At 61.5% G+C, this 21312-nt stretch carries 20 protein-coding genes; 7 read left to right on the plus strand and 13 right to left on the minus strand.

Annotated elements, in window-relative coordinates:
- Positions 1 to 39 precede the first annotated feature (39 nt).
- The 5 genes from JOD97_RS28760 to JOD97_RS28780 all read left to right on the plus strand — a co-directional run bounded on the left by JOD97_RS28760 (position 40) and on the right by JOD97_RS28780 (position 2979).
- A complete protein-coding gene (locus tag JOD97_RS28760; protein WP_209726118.1) occupies positions 40 to 612 on the plus strand; it encodes a Panacea domain-containing protein in 573 nt (190 codons plus the stop codon).
- Positions 612 to 1055 carry a hypothetical protein gene (locus tag JOD97_RS28765; RefSeq protein ID WP_209726120.1) on the plus strand — a complete coding sequence of 148 codons (444 nt, stop codon included), beginning with the start codon at positions 612 to 614 and terminating at the stop codon, positions 1053 to 1055. The genes JOD97_RS28760 and JOD97_RS28765 overlap by 1 nt, the downstream gene beginning before the upstream one ends.
- A 292-nt stretch (positions 1056 to 1347) precedes the next feature.
- Positions 1348 to 1863 carry a glycoside hydrolase family protein gene (locus JOD97_RS28770; protein WP_229264798.1) on the plus strand — a complete coding sequence of 172 codons (516 nt, stop codon included), beginning with the start codon at positions 1348 to 1350 and terminating at the stop codon, positions 1861 to 1863.
- A gap of 15 nt (positions 1864 to 1878) precedes the next feature.
- The gene (locus JOD97_RS28775; protein ID WP_209726121.1) at positions 1879 to 2337 is read left to right on the plus strand and encodes a hypothetical protein; all 459 of its coding nucleotides are present in this window, start codon (positions 1879 to 1881) and stop codon (positions 2335 to 2337) included.
- Positions 2338 to 2529: 192 nt separating this feature from the next.
- A complete protein-coding gene (locus tag JOD97_RS28780; RefSeq protein ID WP_209726123.1) occupies positions 2530 to 2979 on the plus strand; it encodes a hypothetical protein in 450 nt (149 codons plus the stop codon).
- Positions 2980 to 3335: 356 nt separating this feature from the next.
- Here the strand turns inward: JOD97_RS28780 and JOD97_RS28785 are convergent, their stop codons facing one another.
- From JOD97_RS28785 to dusA, 5 genes are all read right to left on the minus strand, one after another.
- Positions 3336 to 3740 carry a hypothetical protein gene (locus JOD97_RS28785; protein WP_209726125.1) on the minus strand — a complete coding sequence of 135 codons (405 nt, stop codon included), beginning with the start codon at positions 3738 to 3740 and terminating at the stop codon, positions 3336 to 3338.
- Positions 3741 to 3885: 145 nt separating this feature from the next.
- Positions 3886 to 4233 carry an energy transducer TonB gene (locus JOD97_RS28790; protein WP_209726127.1) on the minus strand — a complete coding sequence of 116 codons (348 nt, stop codon included), beginning with the start codon at positions 4231 to 4233 and terminating at the stop codon, positions 3886 to 3888.
- Positions 4234 to 4300: 67 nt separating this feature from the next.
- Complete coding sequence (locus JOD97_RS28795) at positions 4301 to 4642, minus strand: energy transducer TonB (protein WP_209726129.1); 342 nt, start codon at positions 4640 to 4642, stop codon at positions 4301 to 4303.
- Between the two features lie 93 nt (positions 4643 to 4735).
- Positions 4736 to 6481, minus strand: coding sequence for a methyl-accepting chemotaxis protein (locus tag JOD97_RS28800; RefSeq protein ID WP_209726131.1), 1746 nt, complete (start codon positions 6479 to 6481; stop codon positions 4736 to 4738).
- Between the two features lie 336 nt (positions 6482 to 6817).
- The gene (dusA, locus tag JOD97_RS28805; protein ID WP_209726133.1) at positions 6818 to 7852 is read right to left on the minus strand and encodes a tRNA dihydrouridine(20/20a) synthase DusA; all 1035 of its coding nucleotides are present in this window, start codon (positions 7850 to 7852) and stop codon (positions 6818 to 6820) included.
- Positions 7853 to 8092: 240 nt separating this feature from the next.
- Between dusA and JOD97_RS28810 the strand changes: the two genes are divergently transcribed.
- On the plus strand, positions 8093 to 8827 hold the full coding sequence (locus JOD97_RS28810) for a hypothetical protein (protein WP_209726135.1): 735 nt from the start codon (positions 8093 to 8095) through the stop codon (positions 8825 to 8827).
- Positions 8828 to 8843: 16 nt separating this feature from the next.
- Here the strand turns inward: JOD97_RS28810 and JOD97_RS28815 are convergent, their stop codons facing one another.
- The gene (locus tag JOD97_RS28815) at positions 8844 to 9422 is read right to left on the minus strand and encodes an XRE family transcriptional regulator (RefSeq protein ID WP_209726137.1); all 579 of its coding nucleotides are present in this window, start codon (positions 9420 to 9422) and stop codon (positions 8844 to 8846) included.
- Positions 9423 to 9473: 51 nt separating this feature from the next.
- Between JOD97_RS28815 and JOD97_RS28820 the strand changes: the two genes are divergently transcribed.
- A complete protein-coding gene (locus JOD97_RS28820) occupies positions 9474 to 9920 on the plus strand; it encodes a GNAT family N-acetyltransferase (RefSeq protein WP_209726139.1) in 447 nt (148 codons plus the stop codon).
- A gap of 120 nt (positions 9921 to 10040) precedes the next feature.
- Here the strand turns inward: JOD97_RS28820 and JOD97_RS28825 are convergent, their stop codons facing one another.
- The 7 genes from JOD97_RS28825 to rimP all read right to left on the minus strand — a co-directional run bounded on the left by JOD97_RS28825 (position 10041) and on the right by rimP (position 21163).
- The gene (locus tag JOD97_RS28825) at positions 10041 to 12281 is read right to left on the minus strand and encodes a DUF3141 domain-containing protein (RefSeq protein ID WP_209726141.1); all 2241 of its coding nucleotides are present in this window, start codon (positions 12279 to 12281) and stop codon (positions 10041 to 10043) included.
- Positions 12282 to 12488: 207 nt separating this feature from the next.
- Positions 12489 to 14321: a translational GTPase TypA gene (gene typA, locus JOD97_RS28830; protein ID WP_209726143.1), complete on the minus strand. Its 1833-nt coding sequence runs from the start codon at positions 14319 to 14321 to the stop codon at positions 12489 to 12491.
- A 320-nt stretch (positions 14322 to 14641) separates the two neighbouring features.
- Positions 14642 to 15565 carry a tRNA pseudouridine(55) synthase TruB gene (gene truB, locus JOD97_RS28835; protein ID WP_209726145.1) on the minus strand — a complete coding sequence of 308 codons (924 nt, stop codon included), beginning with the start codon at positions 15563 to 15565 and terminating at the stop codon, positions 14642 to 14644.
- A 116-nt stretch (positions 15566 to 15681) separates the two neighbouring features.
- On the minus strand, positions 15682 to 16095 hold the full coding sequence (gene rbfA / locus JOD97_RS28840; protein WP_209726147.1) for a 30S ribosome-binding factor RbfA: 414 nt from the start codon (positions 16093 to 16095) through the stop codon (positions 15682 to 15684).
- Positions 16096 to 16192: 97 nt separating this feature from the next.
- On the minus strand, positions 16193 to 19066 hold the full coding sequence (infB, locus tag JOD97_RS28845; RefSeq protein WP_209726149.1) for a translation initiation factor IF-2: 2874 nt from the start codon (positions 19064 to 19066) through the stop codon (positions 16193 to 16195).
- A 46-nt stretch (positions 19067 to 19112) separates the two neighbouring features.
- Positions 19113 to 20678, minus strand: a complete 1566-nt coding sequence (gene nusA / locus JOD97_RS28850; RefSeq protein ID WP_209726151.1) for a transcription termination factor NusA — start codon at positions 20676 to 20678, stop codon at positions 19113 to 19115.
- The gene (gene rimP, locus JOD97_RS28855) at positions 20675 to 21163 is read right to left on the minus strand and encodes a ribosome maturation factor RimP (RefSeq protein WP_209726153.1); all 489 of its coding nucleotides are present in this window, start codon (positions 21161 to 21163) and stop codon (positions 20675 to 20677) included. The genes nusA and rimP overlap by 4 nt, the downstream gene beginning before the upstream one ends.
- Between the last annotated feature and the right edge of the window lie 149 nt (positions 21164 to 21312).

Below are 21312 nucleotides of genomic sequence, written 5' to 3' on the forward strand. Positions count from 1 at the left end.
TCCCCTAGACAGCAGCGTCAAAGCCACTATACTTAAATTATGAAAAGTTCAATCTCACGGTCGCGCCTGAAGAACGCAATCATATTCTTTGCCAAGAATACGCAGGCCTGTGGCAAGGTCAAACTTTTCAAATTGCTTTACATGATGGATTTTGAGCACTTCAAGCAAACGGGAAAAAGTGTCACGGGATTGGAGTACGAGGCGTGGAAGTTCGGCCCTGTTCCATCTGAGCTCATGCGCGAATGGACTGCCCTCAAGGAGGACCTGTCAAGTGCCATCGAGATCGTTAAAGAGCCGCAGTATGATCATGTCCGTGAGAGCGTGCACGTTCGCCAAGGGATAGAGTTCAACGATGAAGACTTCACGCCGCGTCAGCTAACGATCCTTGAGTCCCTTTGCAATCAGTATCTCGCCAATAAATCCCAAAAGATGATTGATTTCACTCACGAGCACAACGGCGCGTGGGACAAGATCTGGGCAGATGGCCAAGGCGATCACAAAACAATCCCGTATGAGCTGGCGATACCGGACGATGCCCCGAACCGGGAATTGATTTTGGAATCAGCGCGCGAAGCCCACGGCGTCGCAACTCCGGTAGCCGAAGGCTACTAATGCCCGCGCCAGGTGAGGTCTGGCGGCATGCCGCGTTCTATGCGGACGCGAACACAGGCGCACCGCTGACTAAACATCTGCTGGTTCTGGCCATCCGACCCGATAGGGATATCGTTTACCGGCTTCTCACAAGCCAACAATATCATCGTACTTCTTCCCCGGCGTGCTGCCACGACGGCGACCGCCCCGGCTACTATCTGGGCATTCCCCAACCAGGCGGAATTTTGTGGAAGGAAACTTGGCTAGACCTCCGAGAACTGGAGGAAGACTATGATGCGCTTGCGTTCTCGAAACTGGCTGCGGCAGGTCAGCTATCGCACATCCACACCTTTTCCAGCGCTGAACTTTGCCCCGCCCTCCTGTGCGCGGCATACGCGCAAGACACGACTTCCGCACAAAAACGCCACATCATGAAAACCCGGGCTGATCTGAAGTGCCCATGATCGCCACAAGCCCCACTGGTGGGTTATTGCCATCGGCAAGGTGTCGCTTGCCGCCGATCTAAGGAATGATAGATATTGCCAACTCCGGACCAGTAAGGAACGGAGCAGCCGTGTGCAGACGTCTCAGCATAGTCGCCCCCTGTCACTTAGACGATCCGGCCGCCTACAATCAGGTGCGCGATTCCGCGTGCATCATCCAGCCAGACCACCAACGGCAAGCGATGATGTCACTCAACGTCTGTCGCCGCAGAAGGGGATAAATTAGATTTCCGACCCACTTGGAGAGTCTGATATGCCTTCCGCGAAACCAAACGAGCACATGCGCATGAGTCTGGAAGCAAAAGCCAGAATGCGCTCGACAGAGCGAGCCGTCTTCAACTACTACAACGACATGGGAACGAACAAAGGCCATTGCACGTGGGGTCCGGGCATTCTCGCACACAGAGGTGTCTGCAGCGAGGAAGAGCTTGGGAAAAAGGTCAGTGTCACCTCGGTGGAAATCGAATTTGAACGTCGCGTGGCCGAGGCCGAAAGGGGAGTAAAACACAATGTATTCGTCGAACTCAACCAAGCGCAATTTGATGCCCTTGTAAGCTTCACTTACAACGCCGGGGTCCATGGTTCTAGCGACACCTATGCCTTCCTGAATCGCGGAGATTTCGCCGGCGCTGCCCTGAACATGTCGACAATGACCAAGGTAAAAGTCGGGCGCAAGAAAGTCGTTGCGCCTGGACTGATCAGCCGCCGAGCAGAGGAAAGCGCACCATTTCGCGGGGTCGCTGCGAACTCATCAATTCCGAATAAATAAGGCAAGGAGTGACAAATGTCCTACCTTCATTTCAACGCCCTTCTCCGTACTGGCATCGCGGCGTTTGCCTTAATTTGCTATCCAGCTCCGCAATTGCACGCGGCCGACCGACTAGGCACTTCCGTTATTGGCAGTTGGAAGCTGACCGCTGTACTCGACTCTTCGGACATCACCTCGCTGGACGACCAAGAGGCAGCGGATTTGGTGGGTCAAGTCATCACAATCGGTCGCGACAAAGTTCAGCTTGGCGCTCGGGTGTGTGATGCACCGAGCTTTGAAGTGACGACGGCCGAAACAAATAGCTATTTCCGCGACGAAGCGCACGCGAGTGCGAAAAAACTCGGACTACCCAACCCCGTTACCTCCGTGAGCGTGAGCTGCACGTTCGTCTACATCAAGTCAAAAAACCGGCTGGTGGTGCACTGGAAAGGCTTCTTCTTTGACGCCATCCGCATGCCCAGCAAATCCATCTAAAACATCTCCGGCGGATTCGGCCGCACGCCACAATCCGCCCGACGAAGACCCATTCCCATCACCCAAGAATATTTCGCAAGCCATTGCCCGACGGCACTAGATTGGCGCTACAATGAGTAATGCCTTTCGGCCCAATCAGCGTCCACTTCGCTTCCCGAATTACGTCATTCAAGTCTTACCTATAGCGCAGCCATGTCTGAACCAAAATCCCTCTCAGAAGTCAGTACCTACAGCAAGGACACGCCGGTCGGCCGTCCCGACATCGACGGCCGCGCCGGCGTGTTCGTTCCATCCGAACTGTTCGACGCCAACGCCAACAGCGCCATCCGCAGCGGCTCCGGCATCGTCGGCTTCGGCAACCCGGACGGCTCGCTGACCGTCTACTTCGAATCCAACCGCTTCGACGACAGCAGCCTGCACAAATGGGAAAACAAGGCCCGCAAAGCCTACGACCGCATGGTCATGGGCGCGCCCACCGTTTCCAAGGCCAAGATCGACGCCAAGATGCTCGACCAAGTAGGCCTGATCGACGGCATGGGCATCCACCTCAAGCAGCCCGATAACCTGCAGCGCTGGCTGGTGGCGTCCAACGCCGCCGACACCGCGCCGGCCGGCCCGGTCGTGCTGTGGAAAATTAAATAAGAAGTTGGTAAAAAGATAGAGACGGCGTGTTGTCCTACACGCTGCCGGACATTTTGCTGATGTTCTTAATGTAGCCTTAAGACTATTCTGGAGACATCAACAACCCTCACCCACCTCCGGGAGTCTGTCATGGCACGCTATCTCCACTTCGCTTATGGGGCTTTATTACTGAGTCTGGCATGCGTGTCGACTTACGTGTTGTGCGAGGGGAATGCGCTAAGCCAGGCGTCGGTTTACGTGTTGCGCTGAGGCGACGCTAGCACAGCGGCAAGCAATTCCGGATCAAACGTAAAAAATCCCGCCAGGCCCGATGAGGCTTGGCGGGATTTTTTGTGCCCGCTTGGTTCGGCGGGTGGTCAGCGGCGATATCCGCCGCGTCCCCAGCCACGTCCGCCCCAGCCGCCGCGATGGCCGCCCCAGTAGCGGCCGAACGAGAGGTCCAGGCCGAACGACACCGGCGGGTAGTAATAGGCCGGTGCCGGCTGGTAATACACGGGCGCCGGCGCGTAATACACAGGCGCGGCGACGTAGGTGGTGGTGGTGACCGGCTCGGCATAGACCACGCGCGAACTCGGCGCCGGCAATTCCTCGGTCGTGTAGACGGTCGACGCGCCGCTGCCGGACACGCGGTCGGACGGCTGCACCGACACCGTGTGCCACTGATACGGATCCTGTACCCGGGCGGTGGTGTAGTAAGGCTGCTGCACTGCGCACCCGGTCAGCGCCGCCAACGCGCCGACCACGGCAAAGATAGTCTTCATGGCAAATCTCCTTGTTCCATACTTATACTATATAAGGAAGTTTAGCGCGTCCGCAGCCCGATTACAGCTTGTTACACGTAATAATACTGGCGAAAAAAAAGGAACAGCATGCTGTTCCTTTTGGTGTCGCCAGGCGGGACTATGCTTAATCCAGCTTCCAGGCGTAGTCGACCTTGGTCCAGGTTTCGGCCGGCGCGCCGTCCTTGGTGCCCGGCTTGAATTTGCATGCGCTCAGCGCCTTGATGGCGGCCTTGTCCAGGTTCTTGAAGCCGCTCGTCTTGTCGAGCTTGGAATCGGCCACCGAGCCGTCCGACTTGACCAGGAACGACATCGACACCGTGCCCTGCTCCTCGTTCATCAACGACGCTTTCGGATATTCCGCTTTGCAGTTTTTGGCGTCGAAACTGGCCGGCACTTCGGCCGCGAACGCCGCTGGAACGCTCGACACGAGCACTGCTGCAACCACACTCAACCAACGCTTATTTGTAGACATCTGATTTCCCCTAGTGGATGGATCGGCAATCAGCCACGCGCCCACGCATGGCCCCTTGAGACAGGTGTTACAGCTTCCAGCTATAGTCGACCTTGGTCCAGGTCTGTGCTACCGCGCCGTCCTTGGTGCCCGGCTTGAACTTGCAACCGCTCAGCGCTTTCAGGGCGGCCTTGTCGAGGTTCTTGAAACCGCTCGACTTTTCCAGCTTCGATTCGACGACGTTGCCGTCGGCCGCCACCAGGAACGACATCTTGACGTCGCCCTGTTCTTCATTGATCAGCGATGCCTTCGGATATTCCGCCTTGCAGTTCTTGGCGTCGAGCGAGGCCGGCACTTCGGCGGCCACGGCAACGGCGGACACGGCGGACAGCAACACGGCGGCGAATACACTGGTCGAAAACTTGTTCATTTGCATTTCCCAACAATTATTTTTAGAGACTGATTAGATAGACGCCAAGGCCCGCACACGTGTCGCAACGGGCGACAGCAGGCCAGGGCAGGCTTAAAACTCTTCCCACTCGTCGGCGGCGTTGCTGCTCGGCGCGTTGACGACCTTCTTCGGTTTGGCGACCGGCGCGGCTGGCTTGGCGGCCAGTTTGCGCACCGGTGCGCGGGCGGCGGTGATCGGCTTGACCACCGCTTTCGGGGCCGGCGTGAATACCGGAGCGGCGACGCGCTCCTCGCCTTCCACCAGCTTGAAGATGCTGACCACCCGGGACAACTCGGAGGCCTGGTCTTGCAAGCTTTGTGCAGCGGCGGCGGATTCTTCCACCAACGCGGCGTTTTGCTGGGTCATGCTGTCCATCTCGATGATGGACAGGTTGACCTGTTCGATGCCGGCGCTCTGCTCCTGGCTGGCGTTGGCGATCTCGCTCATGATGTCGGTCACGCGGCGCACCGACGCGACGACTTCATCCATCGTGACGCCGGCCTGACCGACCAGCTTGGTGCCGGCGCCGACCTTTTCGACCGAGTCATCGATCAGCATCTTGATTTCCTTGGCGGCACCCGCCGAGCGCTGGGCCAGGTTGCGCACTTCCGACGCCACCACCGCGAAGCCGCGGCCCTGCTCGCCGGCACGGGCCGCCTCGACGGCGGCGTTCAGCGCCAGGATGTTGGTCTGGAAAGCGATGCCGTCGATCACGCCGATGATGTCGACGATCTTCTTGGCCGACGCGTCGATCGAGCTCATGGTGTTGACCACTTCCGACACCACCTTGCCGCCCTTGATCGCCACGTCCGACGCGGCCGAGGCCAGCTGGTTGGCTTCGCGGGCATTGTCGGCGTTCTGTTTCACGGTCGAGGTCAGCTCTTCCATCGCCGAGGCGGTCTTTTCCAGCGAGCTGGCTTGCATTTCGGTGCGGGCCGACAGATCGATGTTGCCGGCGGCGATTTCACGCGAGGCGGTGCCGATGGTCTCCGTGCCCGAGCGCACCTGGCCGACGATGTCCACCAGGCTGTTGCGCATTTCCTTCATCTCGAACAGCAGGCTGTCCTTGTCGTTGCCGTTGGTGTCGATGCCCACGGCCAGGTCGCCGTTGGCGATGCTGCTGGCGATCGAGGCGGTGTAGTCCGGCTCGCCGCCCAGCTGCTTGAGCAGGCCGCGGGTGATGACCAGCGCGGCGACGATCGAGATACCGACCGCCAGCAGGCCCATGATGATCATGAAGTTGCGGCCACTGGCGAAGCCGGCGGCGGCGTCCACCTGCATTTGCGCGTTCAGCTTGTCTTCCAGCGCGGCCAGTTGGTCGAGCGCGGCCATCCATTTTTTCTGGGCCGGACGGATTTCCTTGATCAGCACGCGGGTCGCGCCTTCGGCATTGCTCGCCAGCCACATTTCGGTCGCCTTGGCGATCGCCGGCATGGCCAGGCCTTCTTGTTCCTTGATGGTCGCCAGCAGGGCTTTTTCCTCGGCGCTCGACTCCTTGGCGAATTGCGCGCTCAGCTTGCCCTCCGCTTCGCTGTACTTGGCGGCCAGGTCCTTGACGCGGTTCAGTTCCGGCTCCATGTCCGCGGCTTCGGTCATCAGGGTCAGCACGCGCAGCGAGCTGATACGGTCACTGACGTTGTCGCGCATGTCGATCACCAGGCGCGACACGACATTATTGACGCCGATGACGTGGTCCAGGCGGTCCTGGATTTGCGCCATGCGGAAGATGCCCACGGTGGTCACGGCCACCAGGAACAGGAGGACCAGGGCGAATCCGAGGCCCAGGCGCGTTCCGACTTTCATTTTTGCTAAATTCATTTCGTCTCTTCTTAAGTGGCGCTGTTGATAAGAATTTGCCCCGGGCAGCCTCGTGGATACGAGAACACTATCCGCACAGCCATTGCTGTAAATCAATAAAACATGACATTAGCAAACAATGACTGCGAATGCAAAATTTAGCGCTACACAAGGTCTTAGGTGTAGTTTTTGCGCCGCAATATGCAGTCGGACGGTGTTGGAAATGTGTGGTATTTGATGAATTATAGATGCAAATTTTTCCTCAAAGCAAGAAAAAAATGCCACTAAATTACGCAAATTAATTTTCTGCGGGGAAATACCAACAGATTCGAGGAATCAATGTCTGATAGGCAAGACTCAAGCGGCGGAACGCAGCCGGGCGGCCGCTTCGAGCAAGAGATTGGCGTCGCCGGCGGCGAGCTTTTTGGAGTCGGACAGCACCTGGCGGAACGCGCGCGCCCCCGGCAGGCCGGTCATCAGGCCCAGCATGTGGCGCGTGATGCTGTTGAGTTTGAGGCCCTTGGCGCCATGCTGCGCCAGCTGGGCCTGGATATACGGGATCATCGCCTCGAGCACCTGCTCGCGCGTCTTGATGGCGCCGTCGTCGCCGTAGTAGCGCTGGTCGAAGCCGGCCATCACGAACGGGTTGTGATACGCCTCGCGGCCCAGCATGACGCCGTCGAGGTGCCGCAAATGCTCGTCGATCTCGGCCTCGGTCTTGATGCCGCCGTTGATGATGATTTCGAAGTCAGGAAAATCGCGTTTCAGGCGGTAGGCGTAGTCGTATTTCAGCGGCGGCACCTCGCGGTTTTCCTTCGGCGACAAGCCTTTGAGGATGGCGTTGCGGGCGTGCACGATGAAGGTCCTGCAGCCGGCGTCGGCCACGGTGCCGACGAAATCGCGGACGAAGTCGTAGCTTTCGGTCTGGTCGATGCCGATCCGGTGCTTGACGGTGACGTCGATGCTGACGGCGTCGCGCATGGCCTTGACGCAGTCGGCCACCAGTTTCGGCTCGGCCATCAGGCAGGCGCCGAAAGCGCCCTTTTGCACGCGCTCGGACGGGCAACCGCAGTTCAGGTTGATCTCGTCGTAGCCCCATTTTTCGCCCAGCTTGGCGCTGGTGGCCAGGTCGGCCGGGTCGCTGCCGCCCAATTGCAAGGCGACCGGGTGCTCCTCGTCGTTGAAGCGCAGGTGGCGCTCGACGTCGCCGTAGACCAGCGCGCCGGTGGTGACCATCTCCGTGTACAGCCACGTGTGGCGGCTGATGTGGCGGTGGAACACGCGGCAATGGCGGTCGGTCCAGTCCATCATCGGCGCGACCGACAGGCGGCGGCTCGGCTTGATGCCAGGCGCTGCGGCTGTATCGGGGATCTGCTGGTCGATGATGGTCATGGCGGCTGCTACGGGAAACGGATGAGGGTCGTCATTATACAGCGAATCCCCCGGCGGACACCGGCCCCGCCGGCGCCATCGACAGACGCAATTTGTGGCTTAATTTGCAATATTGATCGATATTCCGCTATATTCAGCATCTTCTATCATGAATCAATCCGAAAGAATACGACCCAGACGCGGCGCACCGTGCCACGGCCGCCGGAAAAACCGAACGATCAACGAGAAAGGGAGTTCCCCGTGTCACAAATCAGAACCTTCTTCGCGGGCGCCACGACGATGGCCAGCGCCCTGGCGGCCGTATTCCTGTTGAGCGGCGCCAAGGAGCCGCCCAAACATGAGCAGTTCGACGAGATCACCGTCGGCCGCATCAACATCGTCGAACCCGACGGCACCAAGCGCATCGTGATTTCCAACCGGGCGCAGTTCCCCGGCGATTTCATTCAGGGCAAGGAAGGCGCGCGGCCCGATCGCCGCGGCTTTGCCGGGATGCTGTTCGTGAACGAGGAAGGCACCGAGAACGGCGGCCTGCTCCAGAAAGGCGCCATCGACGCGGACGGCAAAATATCGTCGGGCCTGTCGCTGACCTTCGACCGGTTCCGCCAGGACCAGGCGCTGCAATTGCTGAACACCGATAGCGCGACGCAGCAGCAGACCGCGCTGATCATCAATGACGTCCCGCATTTCCAGGTGACATCGGTGGAAGACCAGCGCCGCTTTGGCGCCGAAGCCGGCAAACTGCCGGCCGACGAGCGGCGCGCGTACTGGCAAAAACTAACCGAGCAAGGCCGTCTGGGGACCAACCGGGTGTGGCTTGGCAAAACACGCGACAAGGACTCGTCGCTACAACTCAAGGATGCCCAGGGCCGGGTACGCATGCAACTGCTGGTCAGCGCCGATGGCGTGGCCGAAATTCAAATGCTCGATGAAACCGGCAAAGTGCGCAAGACCATCTCCGCCGCGTCGAAAGACTAAATGATAGCGCTGATGACTATTCCGGTCCATGCGCGACAAAGGGCAAAGTCACCAGCCCGACCAGATAGCGCGCCGGCCGGCTGCCCGGGTTGGCGTAGCTGATCTGCCGATCTTCGCGCATCGCCACGCAATCGCCCGCTTCCAGACGCCATTGCTGCTCGCCCGCCGAGATATCCATCGTGCCTTCGAGCAGCCAGACCTGCTGGTAAACGTCCGATGCCCGGACCACCTGCTCGTAGACCACACGCTGGCCGGGCGGGAACACCACCTCCACCAGTTGCAAGGGCGACCGGGTTGCCGGCGACAACTGCCGCCGCACATAGCCCGAGGCCGGATCGGTCCAGACCTGCTGCTCGGCCGCGCGGCGCAGCGGCGACGGCGCGCCCTCCCCGGTCTCGAACAGCGAGGCCAGCGTGACGCCGAGGGCGCCGGCCAGCTTGTCGAGCACGGTCGCGGTGGCGCTGCTCTCGCCGCGTTCGATCAATGAGATATTGGAACGGCTCACGCCGCTCAGTTCGGCCAGCGCCGTCAACGACAGCTGGCGCGCTTCGCGCAGGGCCAGCACGCGGCTGGCGATAAGTTTGTTAATGTCCATGGAATCCATTATACTGGATTTTCCATCCAACAAAATGACCGATCATCCACCATGCATATCGCCTTTGAAACGCCGAACCAGCCTGAAGTCATCGCCCTGATCGCCGATCTGGACGCTTATCAGCTGACGCTTTATCCGCCCGAGTGCGTTTATGCGCTGGATTTGCCGTCGTTGATGCAGCCGCATGTGAAGTTCGCCGTGGCGCGCGAGGGCGGGGCCATCGTGGGATGCTGCGCGATTGTGCTGTCGGCGGAATATGGCGAGATCAAGCGGCTGTATGTGCAGCCGGCGGGACGCGGCAAGGGTATTGGCCGCGGCTTGCTGGAGTTGCTCGAACAGGCGGCGCTGGAGGCTGGGTGCAGCCGGATGGTGCTGGAGACGGGACCGTCGCAGCCGGAGGCGATGGGCTTGTACGAGCGGCAGGGGTTCACGCGCTGCGGGCCGTTCGGCGATTATCGGGATGATCCGTTGAGCGTGTTCATGCGAAAAATCCTGTAGCCGCCGAATTCGTTCAACCCGCACGGCGGCGAACAGGGGTCGTACCCCGCACGGGGTACGACCCCGCCCGGCCCTGCGGATTGCGCGTCTCAATCACCCCAATCACCCCAATCACCCCTCTCACGCTTCCTTTTTCTTCTTGCGCACCACCGCCAGCTTCGGCGCCTGCGGACCGAACATCTCCGCCACACGCTCCAGCCGCACCGCGCCGTCGCCGACCACGGTGCCGGTCGCGCCCACCACCTGCCGCACGATGCCCAGCGCCGCCGCGCGCGCTTCCGGCTCGTCCGGCAGCAACAGCGGCAAGTCGCGCACCGCCGCCTCCTCGTCCACCTGCAGCATCAGATACTGCTCGCGCACAATGGTCTTGAATTGCGTGACGCTCAATTCCTCGTCGTCGGCCGTGCGCAAGCGCAACTGCCTTATCGTCGCGAAGGCGCGCTCGTCGGCCGCGCTCATCTCCGGACTGCGGTAGATGTACAGCAAGCCGCGGATGATGGCCTCCGTCGTCCCGCCCTCGGCCGTCTTGGTCGCGGCCGCCAGACGGTTCGCATTCAATGCCGCCTCGTGCGACAGGTCGCGGCCGATGCGGCGCGGCGCGCCGGCGTCCGAACGCAAGCCCACCAGCGCCTGCAGCACCGGCGAGCCGTAGACGTTGAGGAAGACTTTTTCCGTGGCCTCGTCGCGGGCGTCGCGATACGCGTCCAGCGCGGCGACGATCTGCTTCGACATGTGCTCCTGCATCTGCAGGAAGACGTTGTCCTTGGCCACCGGCCGGCGCTGCGCGCGCACCTTTTCGGCCAGCGCCGGGATGCCGTCGAGCAGTTTGTTCTTGCTGGAAAACGCCGTATAGCGCAGCCGCAGCGGGTGCGCGTCTCGCAGCCGTTCCGCGCTCTGTTCGGTGACCATGCTCTTGACGATGGGGCTGACAAACTGACGATACAGGCCCTGGTTGATTTCCGACACCCGCGCGACGGTGGCGAAGCGGCGCTCGTCCTCGGCGTCGTTGCCGCCCAGCGCGCGCAGCGCGTCCAGGCCGCGGCGCTCGAAACGCATCACGTAGTCGCCGCCCATCATGTCGCCGGCGGCAATCTCGGCCTGCAGCATTTCCTCGTCCTTGTCGAGGAACACCGCCTCGTACAGGCCGGGCGGCATGATGTCGATCATGTCCATCGCGGCGGTGAATTCCTCGTGTTCCTTGTTGGCCACCGACGCCGAGACGAAGATGCCCAGGTGGCCTATGCTCTGGTGCATCGAGTAGATGATGGTCTGGCCGCCGGCGACCAGCGCGGCGTCGTCCTCGTACAGGTCGAGCACCCAGCCGAGCGCCTGCTGCGGCGGCGTGATGTCGTCGCCCCACGAGCAGAACACGACGATCGGCGATTTGATGTTGCGCAGGTCGATGCGGTGGCCTTCGCTGTCGAGCAGCGCGGCGTCGCTCAGGCGGTTGCCGACGAACAGCGAGTCGGCGATGTATTGCATCTCGCCGGCGTTGAGCAGCACCGGGTTGCCCCACCAGCGCTCGAACTCCAGGAAGCGCGCGGCCTCGGTGTCGATCTTCGAGTAGACGTTGTAGTTCTTGGTCCACATCGTGTTCGACGGGTTCATTTTCTCGAAGTTCTCGACCAGCTGCGCGCCGTCGAAGATGCCATTGCCAAGGTCGCCAGCGAGCGACGTCGTCCAGGTGCCGCCGAGCGCGCCGCCCAAGTAGCGCATCGGGTTCTTGCCGCGCACGCCGGCCCAGTACGACAGCGGCGCCCCGGCCAGCACCAGCGGGCCCACCAGGTCCGGCTGCAGCGCGGCGGTCATCATGATTTGCCAGCCGGCCTGGCAGTTGCCGATCAGCGCGGGCTTGCCGTCGGCCTCGGGATGCAGCTCGGCCACCCTGGCGATGAATTGCGCCTCGGCGCGGCACACGTCCTCGATGGTCTGGCCCGGCACCGGCTTGGGCAGGAAACCGACGAAATAACACGGATGGCCGGCCTTGAGCACGACGCCGATTTCACTGTCCTGCTTCATGCCGCCGATGCCGGGGCCGTGGCCGGCGCGCGGGTCGAACACGATGAACGGGCGCTTGGTCGGATCGGGGGCGACGCCGTCCGGCGGCGCGATGTAGCACAGCCCGTAATTGACTGGGCGCTCGAGCTTGGCGCCGTCCATGATGACCTCGAAGGCAAAACTCAGCACGTGCGGCGCGGTCTCCTCGGTGCGCAGGTTGCGCTCGTCGCCGCGCTGGCGCAGCACGTCCATGAACAGCACGCTGCGCTGGCAGGCGTCGATCCAGTAGTCTGTGGCCTGCTGGGCCAGCGAAAAGGGATTGGTCGGCCAGGCCGACCACGGATTCAACTTTTCGTCACTCACCTTGATGCTCCTCAATACGGATTTATGCTGCCATGCGTCAAATTAACCCAGCGCTAGTAAAAAGGCAATTGAATCCGTTGCCGCGAAAAAAAACCCCGGTGCTCCGCAGAGGCCGGGGTTTTCTTGTCAAACCCTGCCACCGTGAGAGGGGTCGGACCCACGGGTCCGACCCCGGCGGTATGCGGGGTGCGGGTTCAGCGCGAACGATTAGGATTCGCGCGATGCCTTCTTACGCTCGTGCTCTTTCAGGAAGCGCTTGCGCAGACGGATCGATTTCGGCGTGATTTCCACCAGTTCGTCGTCGTCGATGAATTCGACGGCGTATTCCAGCGACATCTGAATCGGCGGCACCAGGCGCACCGCTTCGTCGGTACCGGACGAACGCACGTTGGTCAGCTGCTTGCCCTTGATCGGGTTGACGACCAGATCGTTGTCGCGCGAGTGGATACCGATGATCATGCCTTCGTAGACCGGGTCGTTGTGGACCACGAACATACGGCCGCGATCCTGCAGTTTCCAGATCGCGTAGGCCACGGCGGCGCCGTCGTCCTGCGAGATCAGCACGCCGTTGCGACGGCCGCCCAGTTCACCCTTGGTGTTGTCGACCGGAGCGTAGGCGTCGAACACGTGGCTCATCAAGCCAGTGCCGCGGGTCAGGGTCATGAATTCGCCCTGGAAGCCGATCAGGCCGCGCGCAGGAATACGGTATTCCAGACGCACACGGCCTTTGCCGTCCGATTCCATGTTTTGCAGGTCGCCGCGACGACGGCCCAGTTCTTCCATGACGCCGCCCTGGTTGGCTTCCTCGACGTCGACCGACAGTTGCTCGAACGGCTCGTGGCGCACGCCATCGACCATTTTAAACACCACGCGCGGACGCGACACGGCCAGCTCGAAGCCTTCGCGGCGCATGTTTTCGATCAGGATGGTCAGGTGCAACTCGCCACGGCCCGACACTTCAAAAATGGTGTCGTCGTCGGTCGGCGCCACGCGCAGCGCGACGTTGGCTTTCAGTTCCTTGTCCAGACGGTCGCGCAGCTGGCGCGAGGTCACGAACTTGCCTTCGCGGCCGGCCAGCGGCGAGTTGTTGACCATGAAGTTCATGGTCAGGGTCGGCTCGTCGACGGTCAGCATCGGCAGTGCTTCCGGGGTGTCCGGCGCGCACAGCGTCGAACCGATGCCGATTTCATCGATACCGTTGATCAGGCAGATGTCGCCGGCGACGGCTTCGTCCACCAGCACGCGCTCCAGGCCCTTGAAGTTCAGCACCTGGTTGATGCGGCCCTTGATCGGGGTCGCGCCCGGGCCATTGATGACCAGGACGTCCTGGCCGACCTTGATGGTGCCGCGGTTGACGCGGCCGATGCCGATCTTGCCGACGTAGGACGAGTAGTCCAGCGACGTGATTTGCATCTGCAGCGGGCCTTCCGGATTGTCGTCGCGCACAGGAACGTGTTCCAGGATGGCGTCGAACAGCGGCTTCATGTCGCCGCTGCGCACGTCGTCGGTCAGGCCGGCGTAGCCGTTCAGGCCCGACGCGTAGACGACCGGGAAGTCCAGCTGCTCGTCGGTGGCGCCCAGTTTGTCGAACAGTTCGAAGGTCTGGTTGATGGCCCACTCCGGACGCGCGCCCGGACGGTCGACCTTGTTGACGACGACGATAGGCTTCAGGCCCAGCGCCAGCGCCTTGCGGGTCACGAAGCGGGTCTGTGGCATCGGGCCTTCCTGCGCGTCGATCAGCAGCAGAACGGAGTCGACCATCGACAGCACGCGTTCCACTTCGCCGCCGAAGTCGGCGTGGCCGGGGGTATCGACGATGTTGATGTGGGTGCCGTTGTACTCAACCGCGCAGTTCTTCGACAGAATCGTAATGCCGCGTTCCTTTTCGAGGTCGTTCGAGTCCATGACGCGGGTATCGACCGCTTGGTTTTCACGGAAGGTGCCGGACTGGCGCAGCAGCTGATCCACGAGCGTGGTTTTGCCGTGGTCAACGTGGGCGATGATGGCGATGTTACGAATTGCGCGTTTTGTAGTAGACATGGTCGTTATATTTGCTGAAAAACTGCGGGTGCGTACAAACTGTACGGGTGGTATTCCGGGGTGTTCGTGGGCTACAACTGCTTAGCCAATTTCTGGAACCGCGTAGTATAGCATGGTGCGTTGCAACTCCTTAAAAATATCGAGTATTTTCAAAGAGTTGCTTTGTGGCGCCGAGGTGACCCGTTGGACACGTAGGGCGGATTAGGCGGCACGCCGTAATCCGCCATCTTTGAGCCGTCGGCGGCGCACGCATTGGCGGATTACGCTGCGCTAATCCGCCCTACGTGGATTAGAAGTTTTAAAAGATTTTCTAAGATGGCTTAGGGCGCGGTGAACGCGATCAAGCGCTCCGGCGCCAGGATGCTGTATTCGCCCAGCATCGCCGTGCCCAGCAGCTTGTCGCCCAGGTAGACCCGCACCCTGCCCTCTTCGGCCGGCACCGCGACCGGCTCCTTGCCCAACGCCAGCCGCTGGCCGTTGAGGAAACGCTTGGCCAACTCGGCGTTCAACCGCACCGCCGGGAAACTGGCCAGCAGGGCGTCGACCGGGGCCAGCAGGCTCAACGGTTCGGCGTGCGCGGCCAGCGCTTCCAACGTGATCATGTTGTCCATCGTCAGCGGGCCGACCTGCGTGCGGCGCAGCGCGTTCAGGTGCGCGCCGCAACCGAGCGCTTCGCCGATGTCCTGGCCCAGCACGCGGATGTACGTGCCCTTGCTGCACGTGACCGTCAACTTCAGCAACGGCGCCTCGTACGACTCCAGCTCCAGCCTGTGGATGATGACGTTGCGCGCCTCGCGCTCGAGCGTGATGCCGGCGCGCGCGTATTCGTACAGCGGCTTGCCGTCGCGCTTTAACGCCGAGTACATCGGCGGCACCTGCGCGATCGGACCACGGAACTTTTCCAGCACCGCGTGGATCTGCTCCAGGGTGACGTCGACGTCGCGCTTGTCGACCACTTCGCCCTCGGTGTCGCCGGTGTCGGTGGTGACGCCCAGGTGCACCGTGGTTTCGTAGGTCTTGTCCGCTTCCAGCAAGTCCTGCGAGAACTTGGTCGCCTCGCCAAAGCACAGCGGCAGCAGGCCGGTGGCGAACGGGTCGAGCGTGCCGGTGTGGCCGGCCTTCTTGGCGTTGAGCACGCGCTTGGCCTTGATCAGCGCGTCGTTGCTCGAGAAGCCGACCGGCTTGTCGAGCAGCAGCACGCCGTCGACTAGGTCGCGGATTTTTTTAGGGTGGTGTTGTTTCATTGGACTCTGATTGAGCGGCGCCGTCAACCCGAAAGGTCGGGGTCGTACCCCGTACGGGGTACGACCCCTGTTCGCCGCCGTGCGGGTTGAACGGTTCCCGCAGGCGGTGCGTGTAATTACTCGGCGGCCTTGTCGTCCGGCTTGGCCTGGTCGTCGTCCAGCGAACGGGTGGCGTTGGCCTGGTCGATCAGCAGCGACAATTCCATGCCGCGCGCGGTCGAGTTGTCGTGCACGAAGTGCAGCGCCGGCAAGGTGTGGATGTGCAAACGCTTGCCCAGCTGGCCGCGCATGTAGCCGGCGGCGGCCGACAGGCCTTCGACGGTCTGCTTGACCTGCTCCGGGCTGTCCTTGAGCATCGTGAAGAAGATCTTCGCGTGCGCGTAGTCGGGCGTGACCTGCACTTCGGTGATGGTGATCATGCCGACCCGTGGGTCCTTCAATTCGTAGGCGATGATTTCGGACAGATCGCGCTGGATCTGGTCCGCGACGCGCTGTCCGCGCTGCGGGATGGTTTTACTGTGTTTTGCCATGATTCGGTACTGCTTTCCATAAACGGCAAGTGGACGGGAGCTGTTGCCCCCGTCCACCGTGCCTAGTCCTACTGTCTAGTCCTACTGTCCGTAACGATTACAGCGTACGGGCGATTTCCTGAACTTCGAACACTTCCAGGGTGTCGCCAACCTGGATGTCGTTGTAGTTCTTCAGCGACAGGCCGCACTCCAGACCGGCGCGTACTTCCTTGGCGTCGTCCTTGAAGCGTTTGAGCGAGTCGATCTCGCCGGTCCAGACGACGATGTTGTTGCGCAGCAGGCGTACCGAGGAGGCGCGCTTGACCACGCCGTCGGTGACCAGACAGCCGGCGACCGCGCCGACCTTCGAGACCAGGATAACCTGGCGGATCTCGACCTGGCCGATGACGGTTTCGCGCTTCTCCGGTGCCAACATGCCCGACAACGCCGCCTTGATCTCGTCGATCGCATCGTAAATGATGTTGTAGTAGCGAATGTCCACGCCGTTCGACTCGGCCAGCTTGCGCGCCTGCGCATCGGCACGGGCGTTGAAGCCGATGATGACCGCTTTCGAGGCCACCGCCAGGTTGACGTCCGATTCCGTGATGCCGCCGACGGCCGCGTGCACAACCTGTACCCGCACTTCCGACGTCGACAACTTCTGCAACGAGCTGACCAGTGCTTCCTGCGAACCCTGCACGTCGGTCTTGATGATCATCGGCAGGTTTTTGACCTCGCCTTCGGCCATCTGGTCGAACATGTTTTCCAGCTTCGCGGCTTGCTGCTTGGCCAGTTTCACGTCGCGGAACTTACCTTGACGGAACAGACCAATCTCACGGGCTTTACGCTCGTCGGCCATGACCATGACTTCCTCGCCGGCTTGCGGCACTTCCGTCAGGCCCTGGATTTCGACCGGGATCGAAGGACCGGCTTCGTTGATCGGCTTGCCGTTCTCGTCCAGCATGGCACGCACGCGGCCATACGAGGAGCCGGCCAGGATCACGTCGCCGCGCTTCAGGGTACCGGACTGCACCAGGATCGTCGCGACCGGGCCCTTGCCCTTGTCCAGACGGCCCTCGACCACCAGGCCGCGCGCTGGCGCGTCGACCGGGGCTTTCAGTTCCAGCACTTCGGCCTGCAGCAGCACTTGTTCCAGCAGCGCGTCGATGCCCTGGCCCGTTTTGGCCGACACCGGCACGAATGGCGATTCGCCACCGTATTCTTCCGGCACCACTTGTTCGGCGACCAGTTCCTGCGTCACACGGTCGACGTTGCCGCCCGGTTTGTCGATCTTGTTGATCGCCACAACCAGCGGCACGCCGGCCGCTTTCGCGTGGGCGATCGCTTCCTTCGTCTGCGGCATCACGCCGTCGTCGGCCGCCACCACCAGAATCACGATGTCGGTCGCTTTCGCGCCGCGGGCACGCATGGCCGTAAAGGCTTCGTGACCCGGCGTATCCAGGAAGGTGATCATGCCGCGCGGGGTGTCCACGTGGTACGCACCGATGTGCTGGGTAATGCCGCCGGCTTCGCCCGACGCCACTTTGGCGCGGCGGATGTAATCCAGCAGCGAGGTCTTACCGTGGTCGACGTGACCCATGACGGTCACCACCGGCGCGCGCGCGACCGACTCGAAGTGGGCGTGCTCACCCTGGTCGGCCAGCAGCGCTTCCGGATCGTCCTGTTCGGCGGCGAAGGCTTTGTGGCCCATCTCCTCGACCAGAATCATCGCGGTTTCCTGATCCAGCACCTGGTTGATGGTGCACATCTGGCCCAGCTTCATCAGCTGCTTGATGACCTCGGATGCCTTGACGGACATCTTGTGCGCCAGTTCGGCCACGGTGATGGTTTCAGGGACGTACACGTCCTTGACGACCGCCTCGGTCGGGGCCTGGAAGTTGGTTTCGCGGTCGTCCGAGTGCGAGCCACGACGGCCGCCACTCTTGCCACCACTACGCCAGCCGTCACGGCCGCCGGCCGCGCCGGTGCCACGGCCCTTGTTGGCCGCGCCGCCCGGGGCGCCGCGCTTCTTGGCGTCATCCTGCCAGGTCGACGAGACATTGGCCGACTTGATCGACTTCTTGTCGGCGGTGACCGGCTTCTTGTCGCCCGGCTTGTCGCCAGGTTTGGCGGCGGCGCCGGTGGCCGGCTTGTGCAGCGTGCCTTCCGGAACCTTGGCCTTGACCGGCGCGGGCGCCGGCTCGGGCGCCTTGATGGCGCGCCGCGGCGCGTTCATCATGGCCTTGATCTGGGCGACCTCGTCCGCCACGGCCTTGCGGGCGCGTTCGGTGGCTTCGGCTTTTTCGGCGGCTTCCTTGGCGGCGGCGGCGGCCTTCTTCTTGGCCTCTTCCGCTGCGGCTTTTTTCTTTTCCTCGGCGGCGTTGTCGACGGCGGTCGGCGCTGGTGCGGCGGCGCCGGCGTTGGTCGCGGCGGCCGCTGCCTTGGCGGCGGCTTTCTTCGCTTCGGCTTCGGCTTCCTTCTTCGCTTCGGCTTCGGCGGCGGCCGTGGCCTTGGCCTGGGCTTCCTTCTCGGCGTCCAGCTTGGCCAGGCGGTCTTGCTTCTCGCGCAGCTCAGCTTCCTGACGCGCGATCAGTTCGGCCTGCTTGCGGGCGTCTTCTTCACGACGGGCCACCTCGGCCGCGTCCACCACCGGTGCGGCTGGCGCAGGGGCGGGAGCGGCGACCGGCTCGTCGCGCTGGACGAAGGTGCGAACCTTCTTCACAGCGACCTGAATCGTGCGGGCCTTGCCGTTGGCGTCGGCCTGCTTGATTTCAGTGGTTTCTTTGCGCGTCAGCGTGATCTTCTTCTTTTCGGTATCAGCCGATGCGCCGTGGGTACGACGCAAGTGATCAAGCAGCTTATCCTTATCATCTTTCGACAATGGATCTGACGTCGAACTTTTTTCGACGCCGGCAGAACGCAGCTGCGTCAGCAGCAAATCTGCAGGCATCTTCAGTTCGGTGGCAAATTGGGCTACGTTGTTACTCGCCATTCAGTCCTCTTTTCTATGTGTCGCGGAGATGATAAAGATACTCAAATTATGCCTTTGCAGATTCGGCAAGACTCCATGCCTTGGCTTGCAAGCCTTTGGCACGATCGTCGTACTTCGAGTCAACCAACTTCATCTCATCGTCGGTCACATCTTCAAATTCACTTGTAATCAGTGCGCGCGCACGGTCGGCGGGCAGGGCCAAAATGGCGCCAAACTCGTCGTAGGCCAGTGCAGCGAATGCATCGACAGTCTTGATACCAGCCAGGCCCAGCTTGCCGGCGGTGATGCGGTCCATGCCTTCCAGACCGACCAGCGCCTCGTCCATGCCTTCCAGGCCTTCTTCCGAAGCGATCGCTTCGGTAACCAGGGCGTCACGGGCGCGGGTGCGCAGTTCGTTGACGGTATCTTCGTCAAACGATTCGATTTCCAGCATTTCGGAGATCGGCACGTAAGCGATTTCTTCCAGGCTGGCAAAGCCCTCTTCCACCAGGATGTCGGCGACTTCCTGGTCGACGTCCAGTTTTTCCATGAACAGTGCACGCACCGCCGCGGTTTCCTGGGCTGCCTTGTCGGCCGATTCCTCGGCCGTCATGATGTTGATCTTCCAGCCGGTCAGGTCGGAAGCGAGGCGCACGTTCTGGCCGGAACGGCCGATCGCGATCGCCAGGTTCTCTTCGTCGACGACCACGTCCATCGCGTGCTTTTCTTCATCGACCATGATCGACGACACGTTGGCCGGGGCCAGCGCGCCGATGACGAACTGGGCCGGATCTTCCGACCACAGCACGATGTCGACGCGCTCGCCACCCAGCTCGCCGGTGACGGCCTGCACGCGCGAACCGCGCATGCCGACGCAGGTGCCGATCGGGTCGATGCGCTTGTCGGCCGTGTAGACGGCGATCTTGGCGCGCACGCCGGCGTCGCGGGCGGCCGATTTAATTTCCAGCATGCCTTGCTCGATTTCCGGCACTTCCAGCTCGAACAGCTTCATGATGAAGTCCGGCGCCGTGCGCGACAGGATCACCTGCGGGCCGCGCATATTGCGGTCGATGCGCAGGATGAAGGCGCGCACGCGGTCGCCGATGCGCAGATTCTCTTTCGGGATCATCTGGTCGCGTGGCAGGCGGGCTTCGATCTTGCCCGACTCGACGATCGCGTCGCCGCGTTCCATGCGCTTGATGGTGCCGGTCACGAGCGAGTCGCCGCGCTCGAGGAAGTCGACCAGGATCTGTTCGCGCTCGGCGTCGCGCACGCGCTGCAGGACCACCTGTTTGGTGTCCTGGGCGAAGCGGCGGCCGAATTCGACGGACTCGATCGGTTCTTCGATGTGGTCGTCCACTTCGATGTCAGGGATTTGTTCCTTGGCTTCGAAGTGCAGGATTTCCTGGTCCGGCAGTTGCAGGCCCGCTTCATCCGGCACGACGTGCCAGCGGCGGAAGGATTCGAACTCACCCGACTCGCGGTCGATCGAAACGCGGATGTCCACTTCACCCTCATAGCGTTTCTTCGTGGCTTGCGCCAACGCGAATTCCAGCGCGCCGAAAACGACATCTTTATCGACGTTTTTTTCACGCGCCAGCGCGTCCACCAATAACAAAACTTCGCGACTCATGCTTTGCGTCCCTTAAAATCCACCTGCGGCACCAAGCGTGCCTTATCCACGTCGGCGAGCGTAAACTCCAACAGCGCCGGACCATCATTGCTATCAAATTCCAACGACAAATTATCGCCCTGGGGTTCTTGCAAAACGCCCTGGAACGATTTCCGGTTGTTCGTACCCGGCATTGCGGTGCGCAGTTTGACGATTGCTTCGCAACCGGCAAAACGCACGAAGTCTTCCAGCTTGCGCACCGGACGATCCAGACCCGGCGACGAGATTTCGAGGCGTTCGTAATTGACGTTCTCGACCGTCAGCACGTGCGACAGCTGGTGGCTGACCGTGGCGCAATCCTCCACGGTGATCGGGCCTTTTTCCTCGGCGTCGGCGGCGCTGAAATCGATAAACACGCGCAGCAGTCCGCGCTCGGCCCGTTCGACATCAACCAGCTCATAGCCCAGACCCATGACGGTCTTTTCAATTAGTTCCGGCAGCTGCAAGAAATTCTCCAAATCAAGGCCTGTTTCCATTTTTAAAAAAAACAGGCCATACAAAACGCTTCAACAAAAAAAAAATGGGCATCTGCCCATCTTCTTGTAATACCTAGCCAGATGAAAGGATTCCTGGGGAGCTACCCGCGAAGAACTTT

This window comes from Duganella sp. 1411 (genome assembly GCF_017833525.1).
Lineage (GTDB): Bacteria > Pseudomonadota > Gammaproteobacteria > Burkholderiales > Burkholderiaceae_D > Rugamonas.

Excerpts from the sequence above, each read along its gene's own strand:
- JOD97_RS28760 (WP_209726118.1), top strand. The coding sequence starts at position 40 with ATGAAAAGTTCAATCTCACGGTCGCGCCTGAAGAACGCAATCATATTC.
- JOD97_RS28765 (WP_209726120.1), top strand. The coding sequence starts at position 612 with ATGCCCGCGCCAGGTGAGGTCTGGCGGCATGCCGCGTTCTATGCGGAC.
- JOD97_RS28770 (WP_229264798.1), top strand. The coding sequence starts at position 1,348 with ATGCCTTCCGCGAAACCAAACGAGCACATGCGCATGAGTCTGGAAGCA.
- JOD97_RS28775 (WP_209726121.1), top strand. The coding sequence starts at position 1,879 with ATGTCCTACCTTCATTTCAACGCCCTTCTCCGTACTGGCATCGCGGCG.
- JOD97_RS28780 (WP_209726123.1), top strand. The coding sequence starts at position 2,530 with ATGTCTGAACCAAAATCCCTCTCAGAAGTCAGTACCTACAGCAAGGAC.
- JOD97_RS28785 (WP_209726125.1), bottom strand. The coding sequence starts at position 3,740 with ATGAAGACTATCTTTGCCGTGGTCGGCGCGTTGGCGGCGCTGACCGGG.
- JOD97_RS28790 (WP_209726127.1), bottom strand. The coding sequence starts at position 4,233 with ATGTCTACAAATAAGCGTTGGTTGAGTGTGGTTGCAGCAGTGCTCGTG.
- JOD97_RS28795 (WP_209726129.1), bottom strand. The coding sequence starts at position 4,642 with ATGAACAAGTTTTCGACCAGTGTATTCGCCGCCGTGTTGCTGTCCGCC.
- JOD97_RS28800 (WP_209726131.1), bottom strand. The coding sequence starts at position 6,481 with ATGAATTTAGCAAAAATGAAAGTCGGAACGCGCCTGGGCCTCGGATTC.
- dusA (WP_209726133.1), bottom strand. The coding sequence starts at position 7,852 with ATGACCATCATCGACCAGCAGATCCCCGATACAGCCGCAGCGCCTGGC.
- JOD97_RS28815 (WP_209726137.1), bottom strand. The coding sequence starts at position 9,422 with ATGGACATTAACAAACTTATCGCCAGCCGCGTGCTGGCCCTGCGCGAA.
- JOD97_RS28820 (WP_209726139.1), top strand. The coding sequence starts at position 9,474 with ATGCATATCGCCTTTGAAACGCCGAACCAGCCTGAAGTCATCGCCCTG.
- typA (WP_209726143.1), bottom strand. The coding sequence starts at position 14,321 with ATGTCTACTACAAAACGCGCAATTCGTAACATCGCCATCATCGCCCAC.
- truB (WP_209726145.1), bottom strand. The coding sequence starts at position 15,565 with ATGAAACAACACCACCCTAAAAAAATCCGCGACCTAGTCGACGGCGTG.
- rbfA (WP_209726147.1), bottom strand. The coding sequence starts at position 16,095 with ATGGCAAAACACAGTAAAACCATCCCGCAGCGCGGACAGCGCGTCGCG.
- infB (WP_209726149.1), bottom strand. The coding sequence starts at position 19,066 with ATGGCGAGTAACAACGTAGCCCAATTTGCCACCGAACTGAAGATGCCT.
- nusA (WP_209726151.1), bottom strand. The coding sequence starts at position 20,678 with ATGAGTCGCGAAGTTTTGTTATTGGTGGACGCGCTGGCGCGTGAAAAA.